Genomic DNA, 21,270 nt, shown 5'->3' with positions numbered 1-21,270 from the left:
TGATCGTTAAAGAGGAACGGCTGCTTGCGCAGCCCAGTGTTCCCGATTGGTCCTTGAACTGGCTTGGCCCCCCGCTGTCTTGCGACTTCAGCGAGGGGCCAACCCGTTAGCATTTATGGGTCAACTCGGGCGATCAGATGTCGCCCAGGCCGTCGTTACCCAGAAGCCCGCCCAGCAGGTCGCTGGCATCGGAGAGCGTTTCACCAAGCGGGTTGCTGCCGCCCAGCAATCCACCGCCAAGCACGTCACCCAGCGGGCCGTCCTCTCCGTTCAGATCGCCAAGCACATCACCTAGGGGGCCGTCCTCACCGGTCACGCCGCCCAGCAGATCACCAACTAGGTCTTCCTCTCCGGTCAGACCACCCAGCAGATCACCTACCAGGTCGTCCTCTCCGCTCAGGCCACCGAGCAGTCCGCCGCCAAGGCCATCATCACCGGTCAGGCCACCGAGCACGTCACCCAGCGGACCGTCTTCACCGGTCAGGCCGCCCACGATACCCTCTTCACCAAGGACACCATCCAGCAGACCACCGTCGCCGCCGAGCAGGCCGCCCACGATGCCCTCGTCACCGAGGACCTCACCCAGAGGGCCGTCTTCACCGACAACACCGCCAAGCACGCCATCCAGAGGGCTGCCCTCACCGAGCAGACCGCCTACAAGGCCATCCTCTCCGATCACACCATCGAGCACATCACCCAGCGGGCCATTTTCGCCGAGGACACCACCGAGCACTTCACCCAAGGGGCCATCCTCGCCGATCACACCACCGAGCACATCACCCAGCGGGCCTTCTTCGCCGATCACACCACCGAGCACTTCACCCAAGGGGCCATCCTCGCCGATCACACCACCAAGCACGTCACCCAGCGGGCCATCGTCACCGATCACACCACCAAGCACGTCACCCAGCGGACCGTCTTCGCCGATCACACCACCGAGCACGTCACCCAGCGGGCCATCTTCGCCGATAATACCACCAAGCACGTCACCGAGCGGGCCATCCTCTCCGATAACATCGTCCAAGATGTCATTGTCGCCCAGCAGGCCGCCAAGCAGGCCGTCGTCGCCGAGGACACCATCCAGAAGACCGCCGGCAATGCCGTCACCTCCCGGCGTGCCGTCACCAAGCGTGCCGGTACCGGTCAGGTCCCCGACAAGTCCGCCGGAGCCCGAGACGTCGGACAATTGCCCGTCGTTGCCGATAAGGTCACCAAGCAGACCATCGGAACCCGTCAACTCGCCAAGCAAGCCGGAGTTACCGGTGATGTCGCCCAGAAGGCCGCCATCCCCGATGAGCCCGTCGGCGATACCAACGTCACCGGTCACGCCGTCGCCCAGCAGGGGCTGACCCAGAAGGTCATCACCCAGATTGCCAAGCAGCGTGCCATCTCCGACCAGATCGCCGAGCAGGCCGTCCGAGCCGGTTATGTCCCCGAGCGCCCCGGAGTTGCCTGTCAGGTCACCGAGCAGCCCGTCATCAGCGATGATCGGATCAAGGAAGCCCTGGTCGCCAGCATCCGTAGGATCAGTCGGGTCCGTAGGATCAGTCGGATCTGTCGGGTCCGTGGGATCGGTCGGATCTGTCGGGTCCGTGGGATCAGTCGGATCTGTCGGGTCCGTGGGATCGGTCGGATCAGTCGGGTCCGTAGGATCGGTCGGATCTGTCGGGTCCGTAGGATCAGTCGGATCTGTCGGATCCGTAGGATCGGTCGGATCAGTCGGGTCCGTGGGATCGGTCGGATCTGTCGGGTCCGTAGGATCAGTCGGATCTGTCGGGTCCGTGGGATCGGTCGGATCTGTCGGGTCCGTGGGATCGGTCGGATCTGTCGGGTCCGTGGGATCGGTCGGATCTGTCGGGTCCGTGGGATCAGTCGGATCTGTCGGGTCCGTGGGATCGGTCGGATCAGTCGGGTCCGTAGGATCGGTCGGATCAGTCGGGTCCGTGGGATCGGTCGGATCTGTCGGGTCCGTAGGATCAGTCGGATCTGTCGGGTCCGTAGGATCGGTCGGATCTGTCGGGTCCGTAGGATCAGTCGGGTCAGTAGGATCTGTCGGATCGGTCGGATCAGTCGGGTCCGTAGGATCGGTCGGATCAGTCGGGTCCGTGGGATCGGTCGGATCTGTCGGGTCCGTAGGATCGGTCGGATCAGTCGGGTCCGTAGGATCGGTTGGATCAGTCGGGTCCGTAGGATCGGTCGGATCAGTCGGGTCCGTAGGATCAGTCGGGTCAGTAGGATCTGTCGGATCAGTCGGGTCCGTGGGATCGGTCGGATCAACGGGCGCACCGCCGCCACCACCGGATGCGGCGGCGAGCAAGCCCAAACCACCAACGGCAGCAGCGATAATGCCCTCATCGGTCATCTCGCCACTGCCACCGGCTGCGGGATCACCCTCGACACCGCTTTCTTCACCATCGGCCAGGATCAGGCTGTGCAGAGAGCCGTCCATCGCTGGCTCGTAAAAATCGACAACGGTGATCACGTCACCGTTTTTGAGGGTGATGAACAGATCACTCCCCTTCCGTGCGTAATTGGCGATCTCAGACCGATCCACGTCGATCTTGATGCCAATTTCAGGCCCAGCCTGGATGCTTCTGTTTGCCATGTTTGAACTCCTCATGGGTGCGCTTGCGGGCAAGACGAACTAAAGTATGTAATGCAATCTTAAGTATATGAAAATCAGCCATTGGTATCTATGTCAATGCCGAATGGGTGGTTCTCACCCCTCTTAACCCAGAAAGAGCAACTTCTACGTGAAAGCACTGAAGGCGCTGTTTTAAAATAAAAAAGCCCCGTCTTCCGGCGGGGCTTTTTCAGTATCTATTGAGATGGAAACAGTTTGTTTACATCCTGCTTACCGTTCCGGGCGGATTTGAACCCGCGCCACGTCAGTTCAGCCCATCAAGCAGATCGCCGCCCAGGTTGCCGAGAAGGCCGCCATTGCCGCCGTCTCCCAGCAGGCCGACACCTGTCAGGTCACCGAGCACCCCGTTTTGCCCGGTCACGTCACCCATCAGGCCCATGTCACCGATAATATCGCCCGCCAGCCCCTCGGAGCCGGTCACCTCGCCCAGCGCGCCTGCGTTCCCGGTCACATCGCCGAGCAGACCACCGTCCGCAATCACCGGGTTAAGCAGGCCATCTTCGGCATCAATGCCGGCCAGCAGATCCTCGACAGTGCCTGAAAGGACACCACCAGCACCGTCGCCGCCGAGCAATCCACCAACGACACCCTCGTCACCAATGACACCATCCAGCAGACCATCGTCACCGCCAAGCAGGCCGCCAACGATACCTTCATCGCCGATCACGCCATCCAGCAGACCGTCGTCGCCGCCAAGCAAGCCGCCAACGACACCCTCGTCACCAAGGACACCGTCCAGCAGACCGCCGTCGCCACCAAGCAAGCCACCGACGATACCCTCGTCACCGAGCACACCATCGAGCAGACCACCCTCACCGCCGAGAAGACCGCCGACGATGCCTTCGTCACCGATCACACCGTCCAGCAGGCCGCCGTCGAGAAGGCCGCCATCGCTGCCATCGCCCAGCAGGCCGACACCGGTCAGGTCACCGGCCAGCCCGCTTTCGCCGGTCACGTCGCCCAGCAGGCCCATGTCACCGACGAGATCACCCGCCAGTCCCTCGGAGCCTGTCACATCGCCCAGCACGCCTGTGTTTCCGGTCACATCGCCGAGTAGACCACCGTCGGCAATCACCGGGTCAAGCAAGCCGTCTTCGGCACCAATGCCCGCAAGCAGCCCACCGTCGCCACCGAGCAGACCGCCCACTATGCCTTCGTCGCCGAGCACGCCATCCAGCAGACCACCGTCACCGCCGAGCAGACCGCCAACGATTCCCTCATCGCCGGTCACGCCATCCAGCAGACCACCGTCGCCACCAAGCAGACCGCCGACGATACCCTCGTCGCCGAGCACGCCATCCAGCAAACCACCGTCGCCACCAAGCAGACCGCCGACGATACCCTCGTCACCGATCACCCCGTCAAGAACCTCCTCCACGGTTTCAACGATTCCATCCACTGTGCCGCCTTCGCCAAGCAGACCATCGGTCAGACCGACGCCACTAAGCACATCGCCCAGCAGCGAATCTTCCGACAGAAGTCCGCCGGTCAGGCTGCCCGACCCATCGCTGTTCCCCAGAAGCCCGCCGCCGGTCAGTGTGCCGAGCAGGCCATCCTCTCCGGTGACCGGGCTGAGCAGGCCATCGTTGCCAACCAGGTCGCCCAGCAAACCGTCGGAACCGGTCAGGTCTCCGAGCAACCCGTCGTTGCCCGTGAGGTCGCCCAGCACGCCTTCGTCCGCGAGAATCGGATCAAGAACACCCGCATCAGTCGGATCAGTTGGGTCCGTGGGATCGGTCGGATCGGTCGGCTCCGTGGGATCGGTCGGATCGGTCGGCTCCGTGGGATCGGTCGGATCGGTCGGCTCCGTAGGATCGGTCGGATCGGTCGGCTCCGTGGGATCGGTCGGATCGGTAGGCTCCGTGGGATCGGTCGGGTCCGTAGGCTCCGTGGGATCGGTCGGGTCCGTAGGCTCCGTGGGATCGGTCGGGTCCGTAGGATCTGTCGGGTCCGTGGGGTCTTCGCTGTCACTGGCCGCGGCGATAAGCCCGGTCGCCAGCGCACCCAGGCCGGCACCGATCTGCTCCATGTTGGCACCCAGTCCGGCGGCCTCCTCATCCTCGTTCCAGATGCCCTCGACACCGCTGAAGCTGCCGTCCGCCAGCATCAGCCGGTGCGGTACGCCGCCCTGCGCGGGATCGTAGAAATCGGAGACAACAATCTTGTTGCCGTCCGCCAGCTCGACGACGAGGTCGTCACCTCTTTTCACATAATTGGAAATATCTGCCTTTGTCGCGTTTATTTTCACTTCGACCATGTTTCCGGCCCGGTATGAAGTCGTCGTCATATCACTTCCCTCTGTCTATCTAACGCTCCCCAGAGCGTGTTCAGGCGCCCACCCAATCTTTTTCAGTCACACCACATACTAAAGTTACCGTCAATAGATGGAAGAGACATACTTTGGGATATTATCATGCCAACGTTGTTCCAATGCCTGACGCGCTGGCTGCTTTCACCGCAATCGCCCGCGCAATTGACGGCATGGAATCAAAGCAGCAGACTCCCCGCGATTACTTGGTTCGGGTCGAGCTTGTTCCGCGCGAAAGAAGATGCAGTATCATGGAGAATGGGATGCCCAACGAAAGCGAACCAGCGTTTGATGCAGCGCGGGTCAGACCCACCCTACAGGCAATTGCGCGGCTCATCTCCACAGATCGGCGCATCGTCGTCCTGGCGACGGAAAAGGCGGAAATCCTGCTGTCGAACAAGCCTGCCGCCCAGCTGGAACTGGACGCTTCCGCCCTGCAGACGGCTTTCAACTGGCCTACCCTCTGCACCCGTGCGCGGCGCAGCGGCAGCGTCGCTGTATCGGTCACCTTCCGCGACAAACGCCTTGAGGGAGAGCTCGTTCACCTACCGTTGGGGAACGCCGCTGCTTTTCTGCTGCGTCTGGTGGAAACCGATCAGGAAGCGGTGCTCTTGCAGAACCGGGCACGCGCGGCAACGCTGCTTCGGGTTTCGCACGATCTCAAGACGCCAATCCAGTCCGTGCTCGCTTCCGCAGAGGCGCTCTTTGACAGCAGGGCCAACTGCGCGGGAAGAACCAATCCCGATACCGCCAGAGTAGAGAAATCGGCGCGGATGGCGCTGACCCATATCGACAAGGTGATCCGGGTCATCCGCGGTGAGTTGACAAGCACGGATCTGCAGGCCGACGAAGACTTCGATCTGGCCGAAGAATCTCGCAATATCCTCGATATGATCGAACCGATTGTACAGGCGCGCCGCGCAACCGTGACGATGAAGATAGAGCCGGAAGCAGCAATTGACCTGCACGGCCCGGTGCACATCGTCCGGGCGCTGTTGCAGAACATGTTCGATAATGCCAGCAAACATGGCGGAGAGACCATCGACATCCGCGTCGCCTGCGCCCCCGAACCGACCACTTCGAAAGATGGCCGCAAGGAGCGGCTGATTACCATCGAGGTCGCGGATCAGGGGGGCGGCCTGCCTGCCGCGCAAAAGGCACGCTTGCTGGGAAGCGGCGCCGACGGTACCCGCGACGCACGCACCACGGGCGCCATCGCGGACCGGACAACAGCAGGGTTGAGCGTGCTGTCCCATGCCATCGGCCAGCTTGGCGGCAATATCGAAGTCTTCGACCGCATCGCCGAGGGCGGACCGCCGAAGAACAACCCGGTCATCGGCACCATCCTGCGGGCGACATTCTCGCTCCCGCAAACAAGTACCTATGCGCCGCCCAACACGAAGGAACACCCGCCCGCCGCCACAGACAACGGGCTGCTACAGGACATCGGCGTGCTGGTGGTAGAAGACAGCCCATCAAGCCGTGACTGGCTAGTCCGATGTCTGAGCACGGCGGGGGCGCGGGTCGATGGGGTTGAAAATGGCTTCAAGGCGCTTGAGATCCTGAAACAGCCCCAAGCAGTGGAGCAAATAAATGTCCTGCTGACCGACATCACCCTACCAAGTATGAGCGGTGTCGAACTTATGCAGCGCATCAATACAGAAAGATCGAGAAAATCGATGGCATGGCACGGGCGGATCCTCGGCCTAACAGCACATACCGATACCAGGCTGGAGAAGACCTGTCTGGCGCTCGGCATGTCCCGACTGTTGGAGAAGCCGATCCGCACCGCTGAGCTCTGCCGCGCCGTGAAAAATGCAGCCCAAGGCAAAACCGACACGGGGGCGGCCAAGGCGATCAGGCTGAAGCAGCGTTCGGAGCGGGCCACCGCAACCTTGGGTCATCCTCTGGCCCAAAAAGTGGTTGCCGAACTGATCGGGCAACTAGGGAAAAAAGCCGCCTTGGGCTTTATGATCCGCGCCCATGCAGAGGCGCAAACGGTCATAGACAAAGTCACCCAAGACAGCCAGTACCCGGACTGCAAACGCCTGCTGCATTCCGCGACCGGGTCTTCCGGGCTGACCGGTCTGGCCCTGCTGGAAAGCAGCCTGCGCCAAATCGAGATTGCACTGGACGGCCCGGTGGCAAACCTGAACGCCATCATTGCAGAGGCGAACCAAGCGTTGCATGTGACGGAAGAGGCGATCAGCCGGATCGAGTCAGAGGCCGGTGAAGGGAGATGACTGCTTGCCACGCTTCGCCGTCGTGATACATTACCGCGCACTCTGTCAATCGGACGGGCAGATCCCGTACGATATCTACCGTCGGGAATTCGTCTGACGGCGCCTTTTCTGACGAGTAGGTATCACCATAAGGTTATTAAATCTAAGATGAGCATGAAGACACCCTCTGAATCCAAACAGATCCGAGTGCTGATTGCAGATGACCATGCCATGGTCTTGGAGATGTTCAAACAGTTCCTGTCCAGCCTTCCGGATTTCGAGGCGCAGACCGCGCCCGACCTCGACACTGCGCTCGAGAAGCTGGACGCCGAGGGGCCCTTCGACCTGGTTCTGGTTGATCTCGATATGCCCGGCATGAACGGCGTTGGCGGGCTGTCAAAGGCAATCGAGCGTAATGGCGGAAATCCGGTGGGCATCCTGACCAGCGACCCGTCCGCCCATGTGGTTTCAGAATCCCTGTCACTCGGCGGCGCTGGCATCATCCTCAAGACGGAATCATTGAAGAACCTGACCAATGAGATCCGTTTCATGGCCAATGGCGGGCGATATGTCCCAGTTGAACTGATCAACCGCCCCCGTGCAAAGGCACGCGACAGCTCGGGCAATTCATCGCTGTCAGAGCGTGAGATGACAGTCTTGGCCCTACTCGCCCAAGGCCAGCCCAACCGGGAGATCGGTGCCGAGCTCGGCCTCGCGGAGGCCACCGTGAAGATGCACGTCAAGTCGATCTGTGCGAAGCTGGGGGCCAGCAACCGCACTCAGGCGGTGATCGTGGCCCGGGACATCGGTATTTTCTAACAGGCTGCCGAAAACTCATGGCATTAACACGTTGGCACTGGGCAGGGGGATTGTCTTTGCGCTTGCGTCGTTCGGATCAGGGAGGACCAGCGTTCCAGACATTTGAACAAGGCACTGAGCCGCGAATGCTCTATGCTGTCAATGAATGGATGAAGTTGCAAAAGCGCCCTCTCGCTTTGTCGAAGGGATACCTTCGGTTTGACGGGGGGCAAGCGCGGCCCGGGCTTTCAGCCTGCGCCAAAGGTTTCGGCGGCAGCATCGAAGAAGAATTTTCCAGTTGCGACTTATAAAAACGCATACAGACTCGTTTTCCAGCAACCACTCGGACCCCGGGGAGGACCGCAAACCGCGCCGCCAGCATTTCGTCTTTGGTTGCCTCCTTAAGTTTATGTGAGTTACGCTCCTGGGTGCCGCGGTCGCCCGACCTGATCCGAGCTGCCTGAGAACGGAGATGCACCATGAGCAAACCAGTGATCGTCTTTGTCGGTGCGGTGTACCCGGGCCAGTTCGGCCATCTGTGCGATTACCTGCGCAAAACTGATCAGGCACAAAGCTTTTTCCTGACCACCCCAGGGCACATGGAACGCAACCGCAAGCGGGGCAACCACATTCTGGGTTTTCAGCCCGACGGGCCGATCATCTCAGATGACCGCTACTATTATTCGGCCAAGGTCGAACGGTCTGCCCGTATCGGCCGGGGGGTGCTCAACGCCCTGACCGCGATGCGCAAACATACCCGGATCGACGCGGTAGTAGCGCATTCGCTCTGGGGGGCACCGCATTTCCTTTACGATGAAATAGACGCGGCAATCATCAGCTACATCGAATTTCCGAGCTTTCGGGCGCATGGATGGGATCCGGCCTATCCGCCTGATCTGGCACAGCGGATTACCGACCGGAACACCGAAATGCTGAACTTTCATCAGGCGCTGAACAGCGATCTGGTGATCTGCCCCAGTCTGCACGCCAAGAACATGTTTCCTGCTCCCTTGCGGTCCCGCATCGAGGTGCAGCTGGAGGGGTTCGATTTTGCCGCCATGGCCGACCCCGTAAACCCGGTCAGCGGCAACGGCGGCAAGCGGGGCAAGGGCAGCAAACCGGTGATCGGTTTTGCCGCCCGCGACCTCTCCTCCGCCAAGGGGTTCGAGACCTATGTGCGGCTCGTCGACACCCTGGTGGAGCGGGGCGTCGATGCGCAATTCGTTGCCTTCGGCGGCGCCGAGGAGGCCACCTATGGCTATGAGCAGCAGGCCGTCAAACGCCAGCATGGCGGCAAGGTCACGAGCTTCCGCGACCACCTGATGCTTGCCTATCCTCGTGCGGCAAAGGTGATCGAGTTTCCCGGCAAGCTGCCCTACCACGACTTCGCCAATCGCATCGCCGGGATCGATATCTTTCTCTATCCGCTGAAATTCGGCGTCGCGAACTGGGGATTGGTGGAGATTTTGGGCCGCGGCGGCTGTGTTCTGGCCCCTGATCGCGGCTATGCCGCCGAGCTGATCCAGGACGACATCAACGGCCGGCTTCTGCCCGATGACAACGAAGCCTGGATTGCCGAGATTAACGCCCTGATGGACGATCCGGCGCGGCGCTATCGCTATGGGCAAAAGGCGCGCAGCATGGCCCGCGCGCAATACGACCTGTCCGTCGTCGCACCGCGTTACATGGCCCTGTTCCGGCAGGCCATGTCCAACCGCGCCGCACGGATAGGCCGCCCTGCCCCGGGTTGACCATAGTCACCCGGACTCGAAGTCCGCAGCATTGAGACAGGCGCGCAACAGAGGTTCCCGGCTGGGCTCCGGAGTGGGCATGATGGCTCTTGGCGTGTGATGCAGGTATGGCGAGAGATTGCAGAAAAACGTCGGAATAACTCGCGCCCACCCCCCGGGGGGGGGCGCAGTCGGGCTCGAACCGGGTCGCAAGCGATCCGGGATCTATTGGTCAATGTAGTGTCTTTTGGCTTCAGGGCGCTAAAACTGCGTGCTCAGGCTGATGCCAAAGGTCTGCCTCTCGTCACCGGGCTCGCTTTCAATCGGCGTGGCGAGGTAAAGCGAAACCGGGGTCTGGCCAATGTCGAATACAACCGACAGCCCGACGCTGCTGCGCCGGCGCCAGCCATCGTCAATGACCCCCCCCAGCGTATCGTCCAAATCCCAGCTGCCGCCGGATTCCAGAAAAATACCCCCAGCACCGGCGCTTTGAACACTTCGCCAAAATCCCGCTGCAGTTCGATGGAGGCCCGGACAAAAGTGTTGCCCCCCAAGGCATCTCCGCCGTCGCGCGGGCCGATGCCACGGGGCGCAAAACCGCGGAAGCCGTCCGCGCCCGGAAAGTAGCGGTCGATTGCCCGAGTCGCATTGCCGCTCAGCCCGGTGACCGCGCCCGCATCGAACGCGAACAACAGACGGGTCTGGTCCGCAATCGGAAACTGCATCAGAGCCTCGAACCTGGTATCGGACAGCGGGTCCGATGTGCCGATATTCCAGAAATACTGGTCCAGCCGGACACTATAGCCAAAGTTTTGCCAGCGGTCGCCGCCCTCTTCGTCATCCAGCAGGCTCTTGTGTTTCAGCCCCAGACGGACATATGGCGCAGAAATACCATTGGTCTGTTCGCGCACCAGCAAGGGGCTGGCAGCAGGGTCCAGATCATAGAGGCGGTGGTCACGATAGCCGATGCCGCCCTCGAACCGGGTCCTGGGTGAAAACGGCCAGGCCAGATAGGTTTCTGCACGGATCGTTTCATGGGTGAAACTGCGGTCGTCAAAATCGTCACGCCCGCCGACAAGCTCGAACCCCAGATCAAGACCGCTCTCAAAGACTTCGGTGCGGTACAGGTTCGCGCTATAGCGTTGAATCTCCTTGCTGTACTCTAGGCTGAACGCCCCATAGGTCCGGTCGAAAAGGTTGTAGCGTTCATAGGCCAAGCTCGCCGTCAGACCATCCTGCGAGACATAGGCGATGCTGGCATCAATGCGCCCGGGCCTTGTGTCCAGCTCCTGAACGTCGATCACCAGCGTGTCCCCTTCCCGCGACAGGTCCACGGTTTCAAACACCCCGGTGGACATGAGGCAATCCTCGATGGCCAGCAGTTCCCAGCGCGAATATTCCACTCCCGATTCCGCACCGCAGGTCCTGCGGATGTCGTCTTCGGGAATGAACTGGGCGCCGCGCACCTCAACGTCGCGCACAACCTGCGCATCAGCCACTGACCCCGGTATCATCGCCAGTAAGACCGCCGCAGCCGGTGGCAATCCCCTAATGACACTGAAAAATAGGGCGCGCGAGGCACCTGACGGTAGCAGAGGGGGCAAGGGCAGCACTTTCCTGTTTTACTTGGTGTGGAGACGGGCCAGCAGCGGCCCTTCCTCACGGATTTACTGAAGACGCGCCTTGAGGATCGGGCGTGTCAAATAACTTAGAATGGACCTTTCGCCGCTTTCAATGTCGACCTGGGCAATCATGCCGGGCCGGATGCTGTAACGCTGTCCGAACCGTTCGAGATAGCTGCGCTCGGTAAGCACCATGACCCGATAAAAATCAGCCGGCCCCTGGGGCGTATCTTCTTCCACCGTGTCCTCCGAAATCTGTGTGACCGTGCCACGCAGGTCGCCGTAGGTGGCAAAATCATAGGCCGTGATCTTGACGCTGGCGGGCATACCCGGCGCGATCAGCGCAACGTCCCGCGGCTTGATCTTGGTCTCAATGATCAGCTGGTCGTCGGTCGGGGTGATCTCCATGATCGATTCACCTGGCTGCACCACCCCGCCAAGCGTGGTGATGTCGATGTTGTTAACCCGGCCCGACACCGGAGACCGGATCTCCGTCCTGCGAAACTCATCCTGTTTCTGGACCAGTTGCTGCTGCATCATCTGCAGCTTGGCGCGACGTTGCGCCAGGTCTTTATAGGCGTCCTGCACATAGGCATTGCGGGTCTCGCTGATCTTGCCGTCCAGTTCGGCCTTCTTCTGCTCCAGTTGAAGCAGGTTGATGCGGCTGACCGATCCGCTGGCCGCGAGCGGGCGGGTGATGTCGATCTGTTGCTGGATCGCTGTCAGCTCCGCTTCGAGGGCCGTAAGGGAGGCCTCAAGCTTGGTCCGCCGCGCGGTGAACAGCTTCAGCTCGGTCACTTCCGAGGTATTCGGCGTATCGCCGAAATCCAGCTTTGGCTGTTCCAGCACTTCCGCCTCAAGACGGGCAACCTCGGCCTCCAGCGCCGTGATCTCGGATTCCGCCGAAAGGAAAGCAGCCTCCGAACGGGTCGGATCAAGCCGGGCCAGCACCTGCCCCTCCTTGACGATATCGCCTTCCCGCACCATCAACTCCGCGAGAATACCCCCTTCGAGGCTCTGGATCGTCTGCATTCTGCGCAGAGGAATAACGCGCCCGTCGCCGCGCTTGATCTCGTTGATCTGGGCAATCGAGGCCCAGACAATGGCGATGATCAGCGAGAGGACGACGGTACGGATCGTCCAGCGCGCGACCTTCAGTGTCTGTCGTCGGTAACTGCCATCCAGGTGGCTGGTCAGGATGTCCTCCGCGACGGTCATGTGACGGCCTGCACCGGTTTTTTCTGAACCGCATTGGCGCGCGCCGTGTTCAGGATGTTCATCAGATCGCCGTCACGCGCGACACGGCCATCTTTCAGCACAACCGCCCTGTCGGTCAGGGCCAGCAGCTCCCTCTTGTGGGTCGAAATGATCGTCGTCCGGCTTTTCAGCCAATCCTTCATATGAGCGATGACCTTGTTTTCCGTCACATGGTCGAAAGCCGACGTCGGTTCATCCAGCAGCACGATCCGGGGATCCTGCAACAGCACCCGCGCCAGACCGATCGACTGGCGCTGCCCGCCCGACACATTTGCATTGCCCTGCAGCATCAGGTCCAGCCCGCGCACATGGCGGCGGACGAAGGTGCCCAGACCCACCGCGTCCAATGCTTCAAGCAGTTCATCATCGCTGTGCAGACCATGGTCCAACAGCAGGTTGTCCCGCAGTGTCCCCTGGAACAGCGCAACACTCTGTGGCAGGTAGCCGATCTGCCGCCGCCGGTCGATGGGATCAATCTGGCTCAACGACAGGCTGTCCACCAGCACGCTGCCGGACTGCGGGTCAATCAGGCCCGCCATCATCCGCAACAAGGTTGATTTGCCAGCACCGTTGCCGCCCAGCAACGCGATGCGTTCGCCCGGTTCAATCGCAAGGTCAGGGATCGACAGCACCGGCGGCGCTTGCGGATCGTGGCGGAACACCACGCCATCCAGCGTGAAGGCCCCGGAAAGCGAGGGCGCGCGCACGAAATGGCGGTCTTCGGGCCGTTCCACGGAGAAGTCCATGATCTGGTCCAGCCCCTCCATGGCCGCGCGCACGTGTTGCCAGCGCGCCAGCAGCCCGGCCACCTGCCCCATCGGGGCCATGGTACGCCCCGACAGCAACGTGCAGGCAATCAGGCTGCCCACGGTCAGCTCGCCCGCGCTGATCAGATAGACGCCGGTGACGATCACCCCGGCATAAGCCAGCTTCTGCACCGTGCTGACCAGCTGGGTTAAAAAGTTGGTGATACTGCGGGTGTTGATCGCGGTGGTGGCCATCGTCGCCGTCAGATGGGCATGGGCCCGTTGCAAGCGCCCTTCGGCGCGGGAGGCCTTGACTGTCTCAAGGTTGGAAATCGTTTCCAACAACAGACCGTTCAGCGCCGCAGCCTCACGAGTGTTCTCCTTTGATGCCCGTGCAAGCTTTTTCTGCATGACCAAGCCCGGCACCACTGTCAGGATCACGCCTGCGAGGACCACCAGCGCGATTGATCCGCCGATAAAATAGATCACCCCGACAAAGATCAGCACAAAGGGCAGGTCGCAGATGGCCGTCACCGTGCTGGAGGTGAAGAAATCCCGCACCACTGCAAAGTCGCGGACCTGGTTCGCAAAGACCCCGGTCGAGGGGGGCTGGTGTTTTAGCCGCATGTTGGCCACCTTGTCGAACAGCTGCGCCGACAGCCTCAGGTCGATGTCCCGCCCCGAGACATCGACCAGCGTCGCGCGCATCAGCCGCAGCACCAGTTCCAGCACAATGGCGATCCCGACACCGCTGGCCAGGATCCACAGGGTATCGAATGCATTGCTAGGCACTACCCGGTCATAGACCTGCATCGAGAACAGCGCCGTGGCGACCGCCAGCAGGTTGGCCGCGAGTGAGGCCCAGATCACGTCGCGATAGATGCTCCAGTTGCCCAACACCGGGCCAAGGATCCAATGCTGGCCGGATTTGGAATCGTCCAGCCGACGGGTCACGATATCAATCGGCTTCGAAATCAGCACCCGCCCGTCATGCAGCGCGTTGAGATCCTCAAGCGGCCAGTCGCCGCGACCGCCGCCGGATTCCGGCAGGATGACCCAAGCTTGGGTCTCCGTCAGGGCTTCGACCACCACGGTCCGACCGTCTTTCAGGAACAGCAAAGCCGGCAGACAATGGTCAGGCAGCGTTGCTAGCGGCTCCTTGCTGATCCGGCAGCTCATATTCACCCGGCGCAACGCTAGGCCGGCAAGGCTCTCGCCCTTCTCGGCCCAATGGGTTTTCGGCAGACCGTCGGTCAATTGCTCTGCCGATGTTGTCACACCTTGAATCCGGCAAAGCTCGACAAGACCGGCAATCAGGGGATCCGGGGAACCGTGGTTACTCATTTCTACACCCGTTTAGCACATTCCCACCTGTCTACCGGGTTGCCGATGCGGCAATGATCAGGGTCCCCAGGACACCCAGATCATGCGCCGCTTGGTATTCGGCCCGCTTGCGATCCTCGTAGGTGGAGATCTTTTCGATTTCCGAATCGTACAAATCGCGACCCGTCGTCAGCAGGTCCAGCAACTCGCGCTGCCCGCCAATGAACTGTTGCTCATAATTGTCCAGCACGCGCTGCGATTCGATCAGCTGCTGCGATCGCGCGCTTTCGGTCTGGCGCAAGATCTTGATCTGCTGCAGCGCGCTGGCAGCCGTATTGGTCAGCTCGCGCTCGGTGAAAGTCAGGGTCGATTCCGCCGCCTGCAAATCCAGCTGCGCCGCCTGTATCTGACGCCGACCCAACCCGCTGGAGCTCAGGTCCACCCCCGTGGACAGGCCAATCGCGGCCCGGCTTTTGCCGCCATTCAGGTCAGCACGCCCCTGAGCCTGCAATTTTATCGTCGGCAGCCGCGAGGCCTTGGCGATTTCCACACCGGCAGCGGCCTCGTCCACCCCCGCGCGCGCGGCGATGTAATCCGGCGCGATACGCACGGCAGAACGGATCTTGGCGGGCGCGGCATAGCGGGCGGAAAAGCCCAGATCGCTCGGCCTGCCGACCGCCCCCACCTGCGCGCCGACTAGAAACTCGATCTGCGACAGCGCAATCCGCCGGTTCGCCACCAGCTGCGAAAGCTGGTCCTCTGCACGGGCAATCTCTAGACGCGCACGCGCAACTTCACCGTTGTCACCGATGCCCGCCCTGGCGCGATCCTGCGCCTGCCCCGCGATCCGCTTGGCAAAGGCGAGATAATCACGGGTGCGCGCGACTTTGAGGTCAGTCATCTCAACGTCGATGAAATACTCGGCCACCTGAAGGGTCAGCCCCTCCACCGCCATTTTCAGGTCGGAAACCGCCTGCACGCGGACATGGGACGCTGCATTGATCTTGTTTCGGATGAGCCCCCAGTCAAACAGCACCTGTGACACCGTCAAGGTGATTCCCGGCCCGTTCGAGTCGGTGGTGGAGGTATCGCCCGACAGGCTGACACTGGGATAATATTCGTCACGGGCCGCCTGGATGTCGATCGTCCGGCTGGCAACCTTCTGGCGCAGCGCCGAGATTTCACCATCCCTTTCCGTGGCGCGCAGAACAGCCGTGCTCAGCGCCATCTGCGCCTGCGCCGGTGTCACCAGCAACAGCAACAGCAACAGCGCAAACCCGCAGTTCAGCCAAACGGCATTTGGCCGACACCAGTGATCGATGGGACCAACACGGTTCATACGACAAACTCCGCCAACAACTCAAAACTCCGTCAACAACTCATTCAGCAAATCATGCGGAGCGTCAGACTCGGCATTTTGCAGGACATCCGCCGTTTCAGAGGCACCGACAAACGTGCCTTCCACAGTGAAATCATCCGAACCAATCGCTTCGCCTGCCATATCTTCCGCCGCCGCCTCGGCATCGACATCGACATCTTGGGTATCCATATCATATTCCGAAGGATCCAAGACTCCGGATTCACCCCCAGTGAAATCGTCAATGACCTGGGCAAGATCATCTTCCTCCTCCCTTCCGGTCTCCGGCGCGGTGCTGCTGCCGCCGCCCGAAAGGAAATCCACGCCCGACCCAAGCGAAATCCCGGCCCCGGCCAGAAGCAAAGGATCGGACCAATCCACCGATTGCCCGACCAGCCCGTCCTGATCGGCATCCCCATCATCCCCCGCGGCATCCTCCGCCCCCGATGCCTGTGCCATCCGCTCCGTCGCGCCGTCGGGATAGGCCGGTTCGGGCCCCATCAGCCCGGTCACGAAGGGGTCTCCACTGGGCAGCAGAAGACGGCTGAAGTCGCCATTCTCTCCGATCACGAAAAAGTCGTCGACGCGCAGCGTGGTGCCGTCCGAAAAGGTCACAACCAGGTTGGAACCCAGCTTGTCCGAGGCAACGATGGAGGCCGCCCCAGTCACAAGCGCGACATCCATCGGCTTGTTCAGTGACACGTTCGACGCAGTTTGCAGGTCTCCCGCTTCGGAAGATCCCCTTTGCTTCAGTGTAACGCCGACTGCCAAGGCCAGTCCCTTCCAAAATTCTTATTCTCGCCCGATTTCATTCCAAGCCATCTCAGACTCCCACCCAACCAGAGGTGGTTTTCTTTAAAACTTTCCAGGTCGCTCTTTACAAGTTTTAATTGTACTCTTTTGCACGCTGCAACTAAATTGAGTTAATTCTATGGCAATCGAGAAAAGTTAACGATACTCGGCACTTACCGTAAAAAACCTCAAGCGAAATTTGGCCACCAATTGACTATGATGACCGTCTGTCCTCCCCGTCTGAAACGCGCTCGTTAAGCGCTGTCGTCGTTAGTCAAGCCACCAAGCAATCCACCAAAGGGCGAGTTGTGCCCTTGTTCCGCTCCTTGGTCGAAGAGAATGCCCAGAGCGTCCTCGACCGCCGTCGCCTCCGCAACTTCGCCAACCTCGGTCCCGACCAGCTCGCCGACTTCACCCACTTCCTCGACTTCGACATCGTTGCCCAGAAGCGAGTCAAAGGCGGCCTCCTCACCGGTGATGTCACTCACGCCACCAGCCAGAATATCGTTCAGAAGGTTGTCGATATATTCGTCGGTTTCGCCGGTATCGACCGGATCGGAAAGTTGCAGCACACCTTGCTCGATCAGGCTTCCGGAAAGCCCCTCGCCACCGGTCAGACCCGCGAAAAGATCGTCGCCTTCCCCGCCGTTTTCGACGACGTTGATACCAAAGACATCTGCTTCGCCAAGCAGCCCGTCAAGGACCGACTCGCCCAGTTCGAAGATTTCGTCGGCAGGACCCACGGCTTCATCACCGATCCCGGCCACAAGCGTATCCAGGAAGCCGTCATCGCCTTCGGACTCGCCAGCCGGCAGATCTTCGATGACCGGTTCGTCGTCTTCCTCAGCCACTTCGGCCGCGGGGGCTTCATCGACATTGTCAACGGGCATGGGAATTACCCCGTCGGTCAGAACACCGCCCGCCGAGGGCAATGTATCCGCAAGTACGCCGGCAACAGGTGTTTCACCAAGCAGGCCATCCGCAGCACCCGCATCTGCAAGAACTGTATCCTCAAGGTCCTCGACCGTCTCAGCGGCATCCTCAACCACGTCCGGAGAGATATTGTCAGCGACATCCGAAACCGGCTCATCAACCGCCTGCACCTCGGGAAGAACATCTTCCACATCCGGCGCATCACCGCCAAGCAGACCGCCAAGGACACCGTCAGCAAGGTCTTCGACCGTCTCTACAACACCCTCGACCACTTCCGGTGCGACAACATCCGCAACATCCGGAGTACCATCCCCAAACAGGCCACCAACAACGCCCTCGTCCCCGAGACCCTCATCCGCAAGGTCTGCGACAGTCTCTACGGCATCCTCAACCAGTTCGGCCGAGACGACTTCCACAACATCCGCAACCGGCTCATCAACCGCCTGCACCTCGGGAAGCACATCCTCCACATCCGGCTCATCACCGCCAAGCAGACCGCCAAGGACACCGTCAGCAAGGTCTTCGACAGTCTCTACAACATCCTCGACCACTTCCGGTGCGACAACATCCGCAACAGCCGGATTACCATCCCCAAGCAGGCCACCAACAACGCCCTCGTCACCGAGACCCTCATCCGCAAGGTCTTCGACAGTCTCGACGGCATCCTCAACCGGCTCATCAACCGCCTGCACCTCGGGAAGAACATCTTCCACATCTGGCGCATCACCACCAAGCAGACCGCCATCACCCAGGACCGCATCGACAACACCGTCGTCGTCCAGCAGACCACCGACAACGCCATCCTCACCGAGGACGCCGTCAGCAAGGTCCTCGACCGTCTCTACGACACCGTCAACCGCTTCCGGCGCGGCTACATCCGGCGCGGAACCACCAAGCAGGCCACCAAGCAGGCCGCCATCGCCCAGAACCGCGTCGACAACACCGTCGTCGCCCAGCAGGCCACCGACAACGCCATCCTCACCGAGGACGCCGTCAGCAAGGTCCTCGACCGTCTCTACGACACCGTCAACCGCTTCCGGCGCGGTCACATCCGGCGCGGAACCACCAAGCAGGCCACCATCGCCCAGAACCGCGTCGACAACACCGTCGTCGCCCAGCAGACCACCGACAACGCCATCCTCACCGAGGACACCGTCAGCAAGCTCCTCGACCGTCTCTACGACACCCTCAACCGCTTCCGGAGCGGCCACATCGGGCGCGGAACCACCAAGCAGACCACCAAGCAGGCCGCCATCGCCCAGAACCGCATCGACCACACCGTCGTCGCCCAGCAGGCCACCGACAACGCCGTCCTCACCGAGGACACCGTCAGCAAGCTCCTCGACCGTCTCTACGACACCCTCAACCGCTTCCGGAGCGGCCACATCGGGCGCGGAACCACCAAGCAGACCACCAAGCAGGTCACCATCGCCCAGAACCGCGTCGACAACACCGTCGTCGCCCAGCAGACCACCGACAACGCCATCCTCACCGAGGACACTGTCAGCAAGCTCCTCGACCGTCTCTACGACACCCTCAACCGCTTCCGGAGCGGCCACATCGGGCGCGGAACCACCAAGCAGACCACCAAGCAGGCCGCCATCGCCCAGAACCGCATCGACCACACCGTCGTCGCCCAGCAGGCCACCGACAACGCCGTCCTCACCGAGGACACCGTCAACCAGACCACCATCGCCCAAGAGCCCGCCAACAATCCCGTCGTCGCCAAGCACCGCGTCAACCAGACCATCGTCGCCGAGAACGGAAACGATAACGCCCCCGTCACCAAGTACGCCCGAAAGGACACCGTCTTCGCCGGTGAGCACGCCCAACGCGCCATTCTCGCCCAGAACGGAGCCAAGCACGCCGCCCTCGCCAAGCACACCACCCAGCACGCCCTCTTCACCAAGGACACCGCCAACCAGGCCTTCATCCCCGAGAACACCGTCCAGAACCCCGTCGACCAGACCGCCATCACCAAGGACGCCGTCAACCAGACCGTCATTCCCAAGAACACCGTCCACGACACCATCGACCAGGCCACCGTCGCCGAGAACCCCATCGACCAGACCGTCATCGCCAAGCACCACGTCGATCAGGCCACCGTCTCCAAGAACGGACTCGATGATGCTGCCGTCGCCCAGAACGCCCGCAAGGATGCCATCCTCACCGATGATCGCGTCCACCACGCCATTCTCGCCCAAGACGGAGCCAAGCACGCCGCCCTCGCCAAGCACACCACCCAGCAGGTCATCCACAAGGCCATCATCGCCGATGATCGAACCGATACCCCCGCCGATAACGCCATCCTCACCCAGAAGGCCGCCGATCACCCCTTGATCGTCCGGGCTGGCGTTTTCTTCAGAGTCGGCATTTCCACCGGCCCCGGCCAACGGAGCGGTCATTCCACCGCCGTGGGCATCGGTCTGCACTGCAACCACTGTATCCGAAACGGCAACAGTTCCGGGCGTATTTGCCTCGCCGGCAATGCTGAAAATTTGCTGATTTTCTTGGAACGCAGGGGCGGCCGCCAAGTCGCTTGCGGCAGTCTCCTGCCCCTCTGCACCGACAGAATCGTTCCGGGCGCCAGTTTCGGCCAGCGGAGAATCGGATTGAAATTCGGCCGCGACACCCGCTTCGGCCGCAATATCGACCGCGCCATCCACCGGCCCGCCGCCGCGCTGCGCCTGAGGTCGGGCTTTCGCGACGGGCGCGACGAATTCACCTCCGGGCAGGGTCGCCGCAAAGGCAAGCAGCCCGTCCTGAGACGCGCTCTGCGAGGCCAAGCCCATGCCGATCGCGCCAGCCGTGACTGTCACGCCGGTATTGCGCGACCCCATTTCGCTCAATGCCTGCAAATGGGACATCGGAATCGGCGAACGCGCGCCCTGATCCTGCGCCTGAGTACCCTTGTTGCTCTCAAACTTGCCCAATTGGCAGCTCCATGACTCTGAGCCGTTCACACGACATGATGCCCTGCATCAAAAAGCGGACCCCATCGCCGACCATAACGCGAAAGCGAGGACCCCATACTTTTAACCATACACCGCTTCGTACGAAACTCCACAGGAGTTATCCATACCAAAGAATTACAGACTTACGATAGTATGCAAATTTGCCGCAGCTGGCAAGGTTGCCATACTGACGATTCTGGAAACAATCCCCGCGCAACTTCGTCCAGAAGCAACATCCTTTCGAGACGCGCGCCGGGGGTATCAGAGGTGGTTATGCCGCCAACGGGGTAGGTGATGACGGGTTGAGCTGCCTGATTGGGTGCTTGAGATAAGCCCGCCACAAGACTTGCCCTGTTTTTGTGGAGAGTGTTTAGCTCATTTCCTGCGCCTTTCTCTCGAAGGAGATGGCCCCTTGGAAGCCGCGGGATGGATGTCGAGTGCCAGGATCATAGAACCCGTCGATGTATCTGGCGACGGCGCTCTCGGCCTGCGCATGAGGCGTTGCCGGCAGTCGGCACTTTTCAGAGTGAAGCCCGCCCGATGCACCGTTAGCTCGGCGGACGGAAAGAACGAAAAACGGCCCG

12 protein-coding genes are annotated in these 21,270 nt (G+C 61.3%); 4 read left to right on the top strand and 8 right to left on the bottom strand.

Annotated features, from left to right (window positions below; all coding sequences use genetic code 11):
• Positions 1-133 precede the first annotated feature (133 nt).
• The gene (locus BOO69_RS23305) at positions 134-2,605 is read right to left on the bottom strand and encodes a BapA/Bap/LapF family prefix-like domain-containing protein (protein ID WP_216636997.1); all 2,472 of its coding nucleotides are present in this window, start codon (positions 2,603-2,605) and stop codon (positions 134-136) included.
• A gap of 283 nt (positions 2,606-2,888) precedes the next feature.
• Positions 2,889-4,931 (bottom strand): BapA prefix-like domain-containing protein, encoded by a 2,043-nt coding sequence (locus tag BOO69_RS23590; RefSeq protein ID WP_156874847.1) that lies wholly within the window; start codon positions 4,929-4,931, stop codon positions 2,889-2,891.
• A gap of 143 nt (positions 4,932-5,074) precedes the next feature.
• On the opposite strand from BOO69_RS23590, the gene BOO69_RS02670 reads away from it, so the two are divergent.
• The 3 genes from BOO69_RS02670 (at position 5,075) to BOO69_RS02660 (ending at position 9,723) form a co-directional block, all read left to right on the top strand.
• A complete protein-coding gene (locus BOO69_RS02670) occupies positions 5,075-7,195 on the top strand; it encodes an ATP-binding response regulator (protein ID WP_156874846.1) in 2,121 nt (706 codons plus the stop codon).
• A gap of 147 nt (positions 7,196-7,342) precedes the next feature.
• On the top strand, positions 7,343-7,993 hold the full coding sequence (locus BOO69_RS02665; RefSeq protein WP_083545428.1) for a response regulator transcription factor: 651 nt from the start codon (positions 7,343-7,345) through the stop codon (positions 7,991-7,993).
• A 458-nt stretch (positions 7,994-8,451) separates the two neighbouring features.
• Entirely contained in the window at positions 8,452-9,723 is a 1,272-nt protein-coding gene (locus tag BOO69_RS02660; RefSeq protein ID WP_071970066.1) for a glycosyltransferase, read from the top strand.
• Positions 9,724-9,977: 254 nt separating this feature from the next.
• Here the strand turns inward: BOO69_RS02660 and BOO69_RS02655 are convergent, their stop codons facing one another.
• The 6 genes from BOO69_RS02655 to BOO69_RS02630 form a co-directional block, all read right to left on the bottom strand.
• Positions 9,978-11,201: a BamA/TamA family outer membrane protein gene (locus tag BOO69_RS02655; RefSeq protein ID WP_071970064.1), complete on the bottom strand. Its 1,224-nt coding sequence runs from the start codon at positions 11,199-11,201 to the stop codon at positions 9,978-9,980.
• A gap of 168 nt (positions 11,202-11,369) precedes the next feature.
• On the bottom strand, positions 11,370-12,542 hold the full coding sequence (locus tag BOO69_RS02650) for a beta-barrel domain-containing protein (protein ID WP_071970062.1): 1,173 nt from the start codon (positions 12,540-12,542) through the stop codon (positions 11,370-11,372).
• On the bottom strand, positions 12,539-14,671 hold the full coding sequence (locus BOO69_RS02645) for a type I secretion system permease/ATPase (RefSeq protein ID WP_071970059.1): 2,133 nt from the start codon (positions 14,669-14,671) through the stop codon (positions 12,539-12,541). The genes BOO69_RS02650 and BOO69_RS02645 overlap by 4 nt, the downstream gene beginning before the upstream one ends.
• Positions 14,672-14,702: 31 nt before the next feature.
• Positions 14,703-15,989, bottom strand: coding sequence for a TolC family protein (locus BOO69_RS02640; RefSeq protein ID WP_071970057.1), 1,287 nt, complete (start codon positions 15,987-15,989; stop codon positions 14,703-14,705).
• 21 nt (positions 15,990-16,010) lie between these two features.
• Entirely contained in the window at positions 16,011-16,778 is a 768-nt protein-coding gene (locus BOO69_RS02635; protein ID WP_156874845.1) for a BapA/Bap/LapF family prefix-like domain-containing protein, read from the bottom strand.
• A gap of 275 nt (positions 16,779-17,053) precedes the next feature.
• Positions 17,054-17,371 carry a hypothetical protein gene (locus BOO69_RS02630; RefSeq protein WP_071970053.1) on the bottom strand — a complete coding sequence of 106 codons (318 nt, stop codon included), beginning with the start codon at positions 17,369-17,371 and terminating at the stop codon, positions 17,054-17,056.
• On the opposite strand from BOO69_RS02630, the gene BOO69_RS02625 reads away from it, so the two are divergent.
• Positions 17,363-20,680 carry a hypothetical protein gene (locus BOO69_RS02625; RefSeq protein ID WP_071970049.1) on the top strand — a complete coding sequence of 1,106 codons (3,318 nt, stop codon included), beginning with the start codon at positions 17,363-17,365 and terminating at the stop codon, positions 20,678-20,680. The two genes, BOO69_RS02630 and BOO69_RS02625, sit on opposite strands and share 9 nt — an antisense overlap.
• The last annotated feature ends 590 nt before the right edge of the window (positions 20,681-21,270 follow it).

Source organism: Sulfitobacter alexandrii (assembly GCF_001886735.1).
GTDB classification, from domain to species: Bacteria; Pseudomonadota; Alphaproteobacteria; order Rhodobacterales; family Rhodobacteraceae; genus Sulfitobacter; species Sulfitobacter alexandrii.
This window is presented reverse-complemented; position numbering and strand designations above follow the sequence as displayed.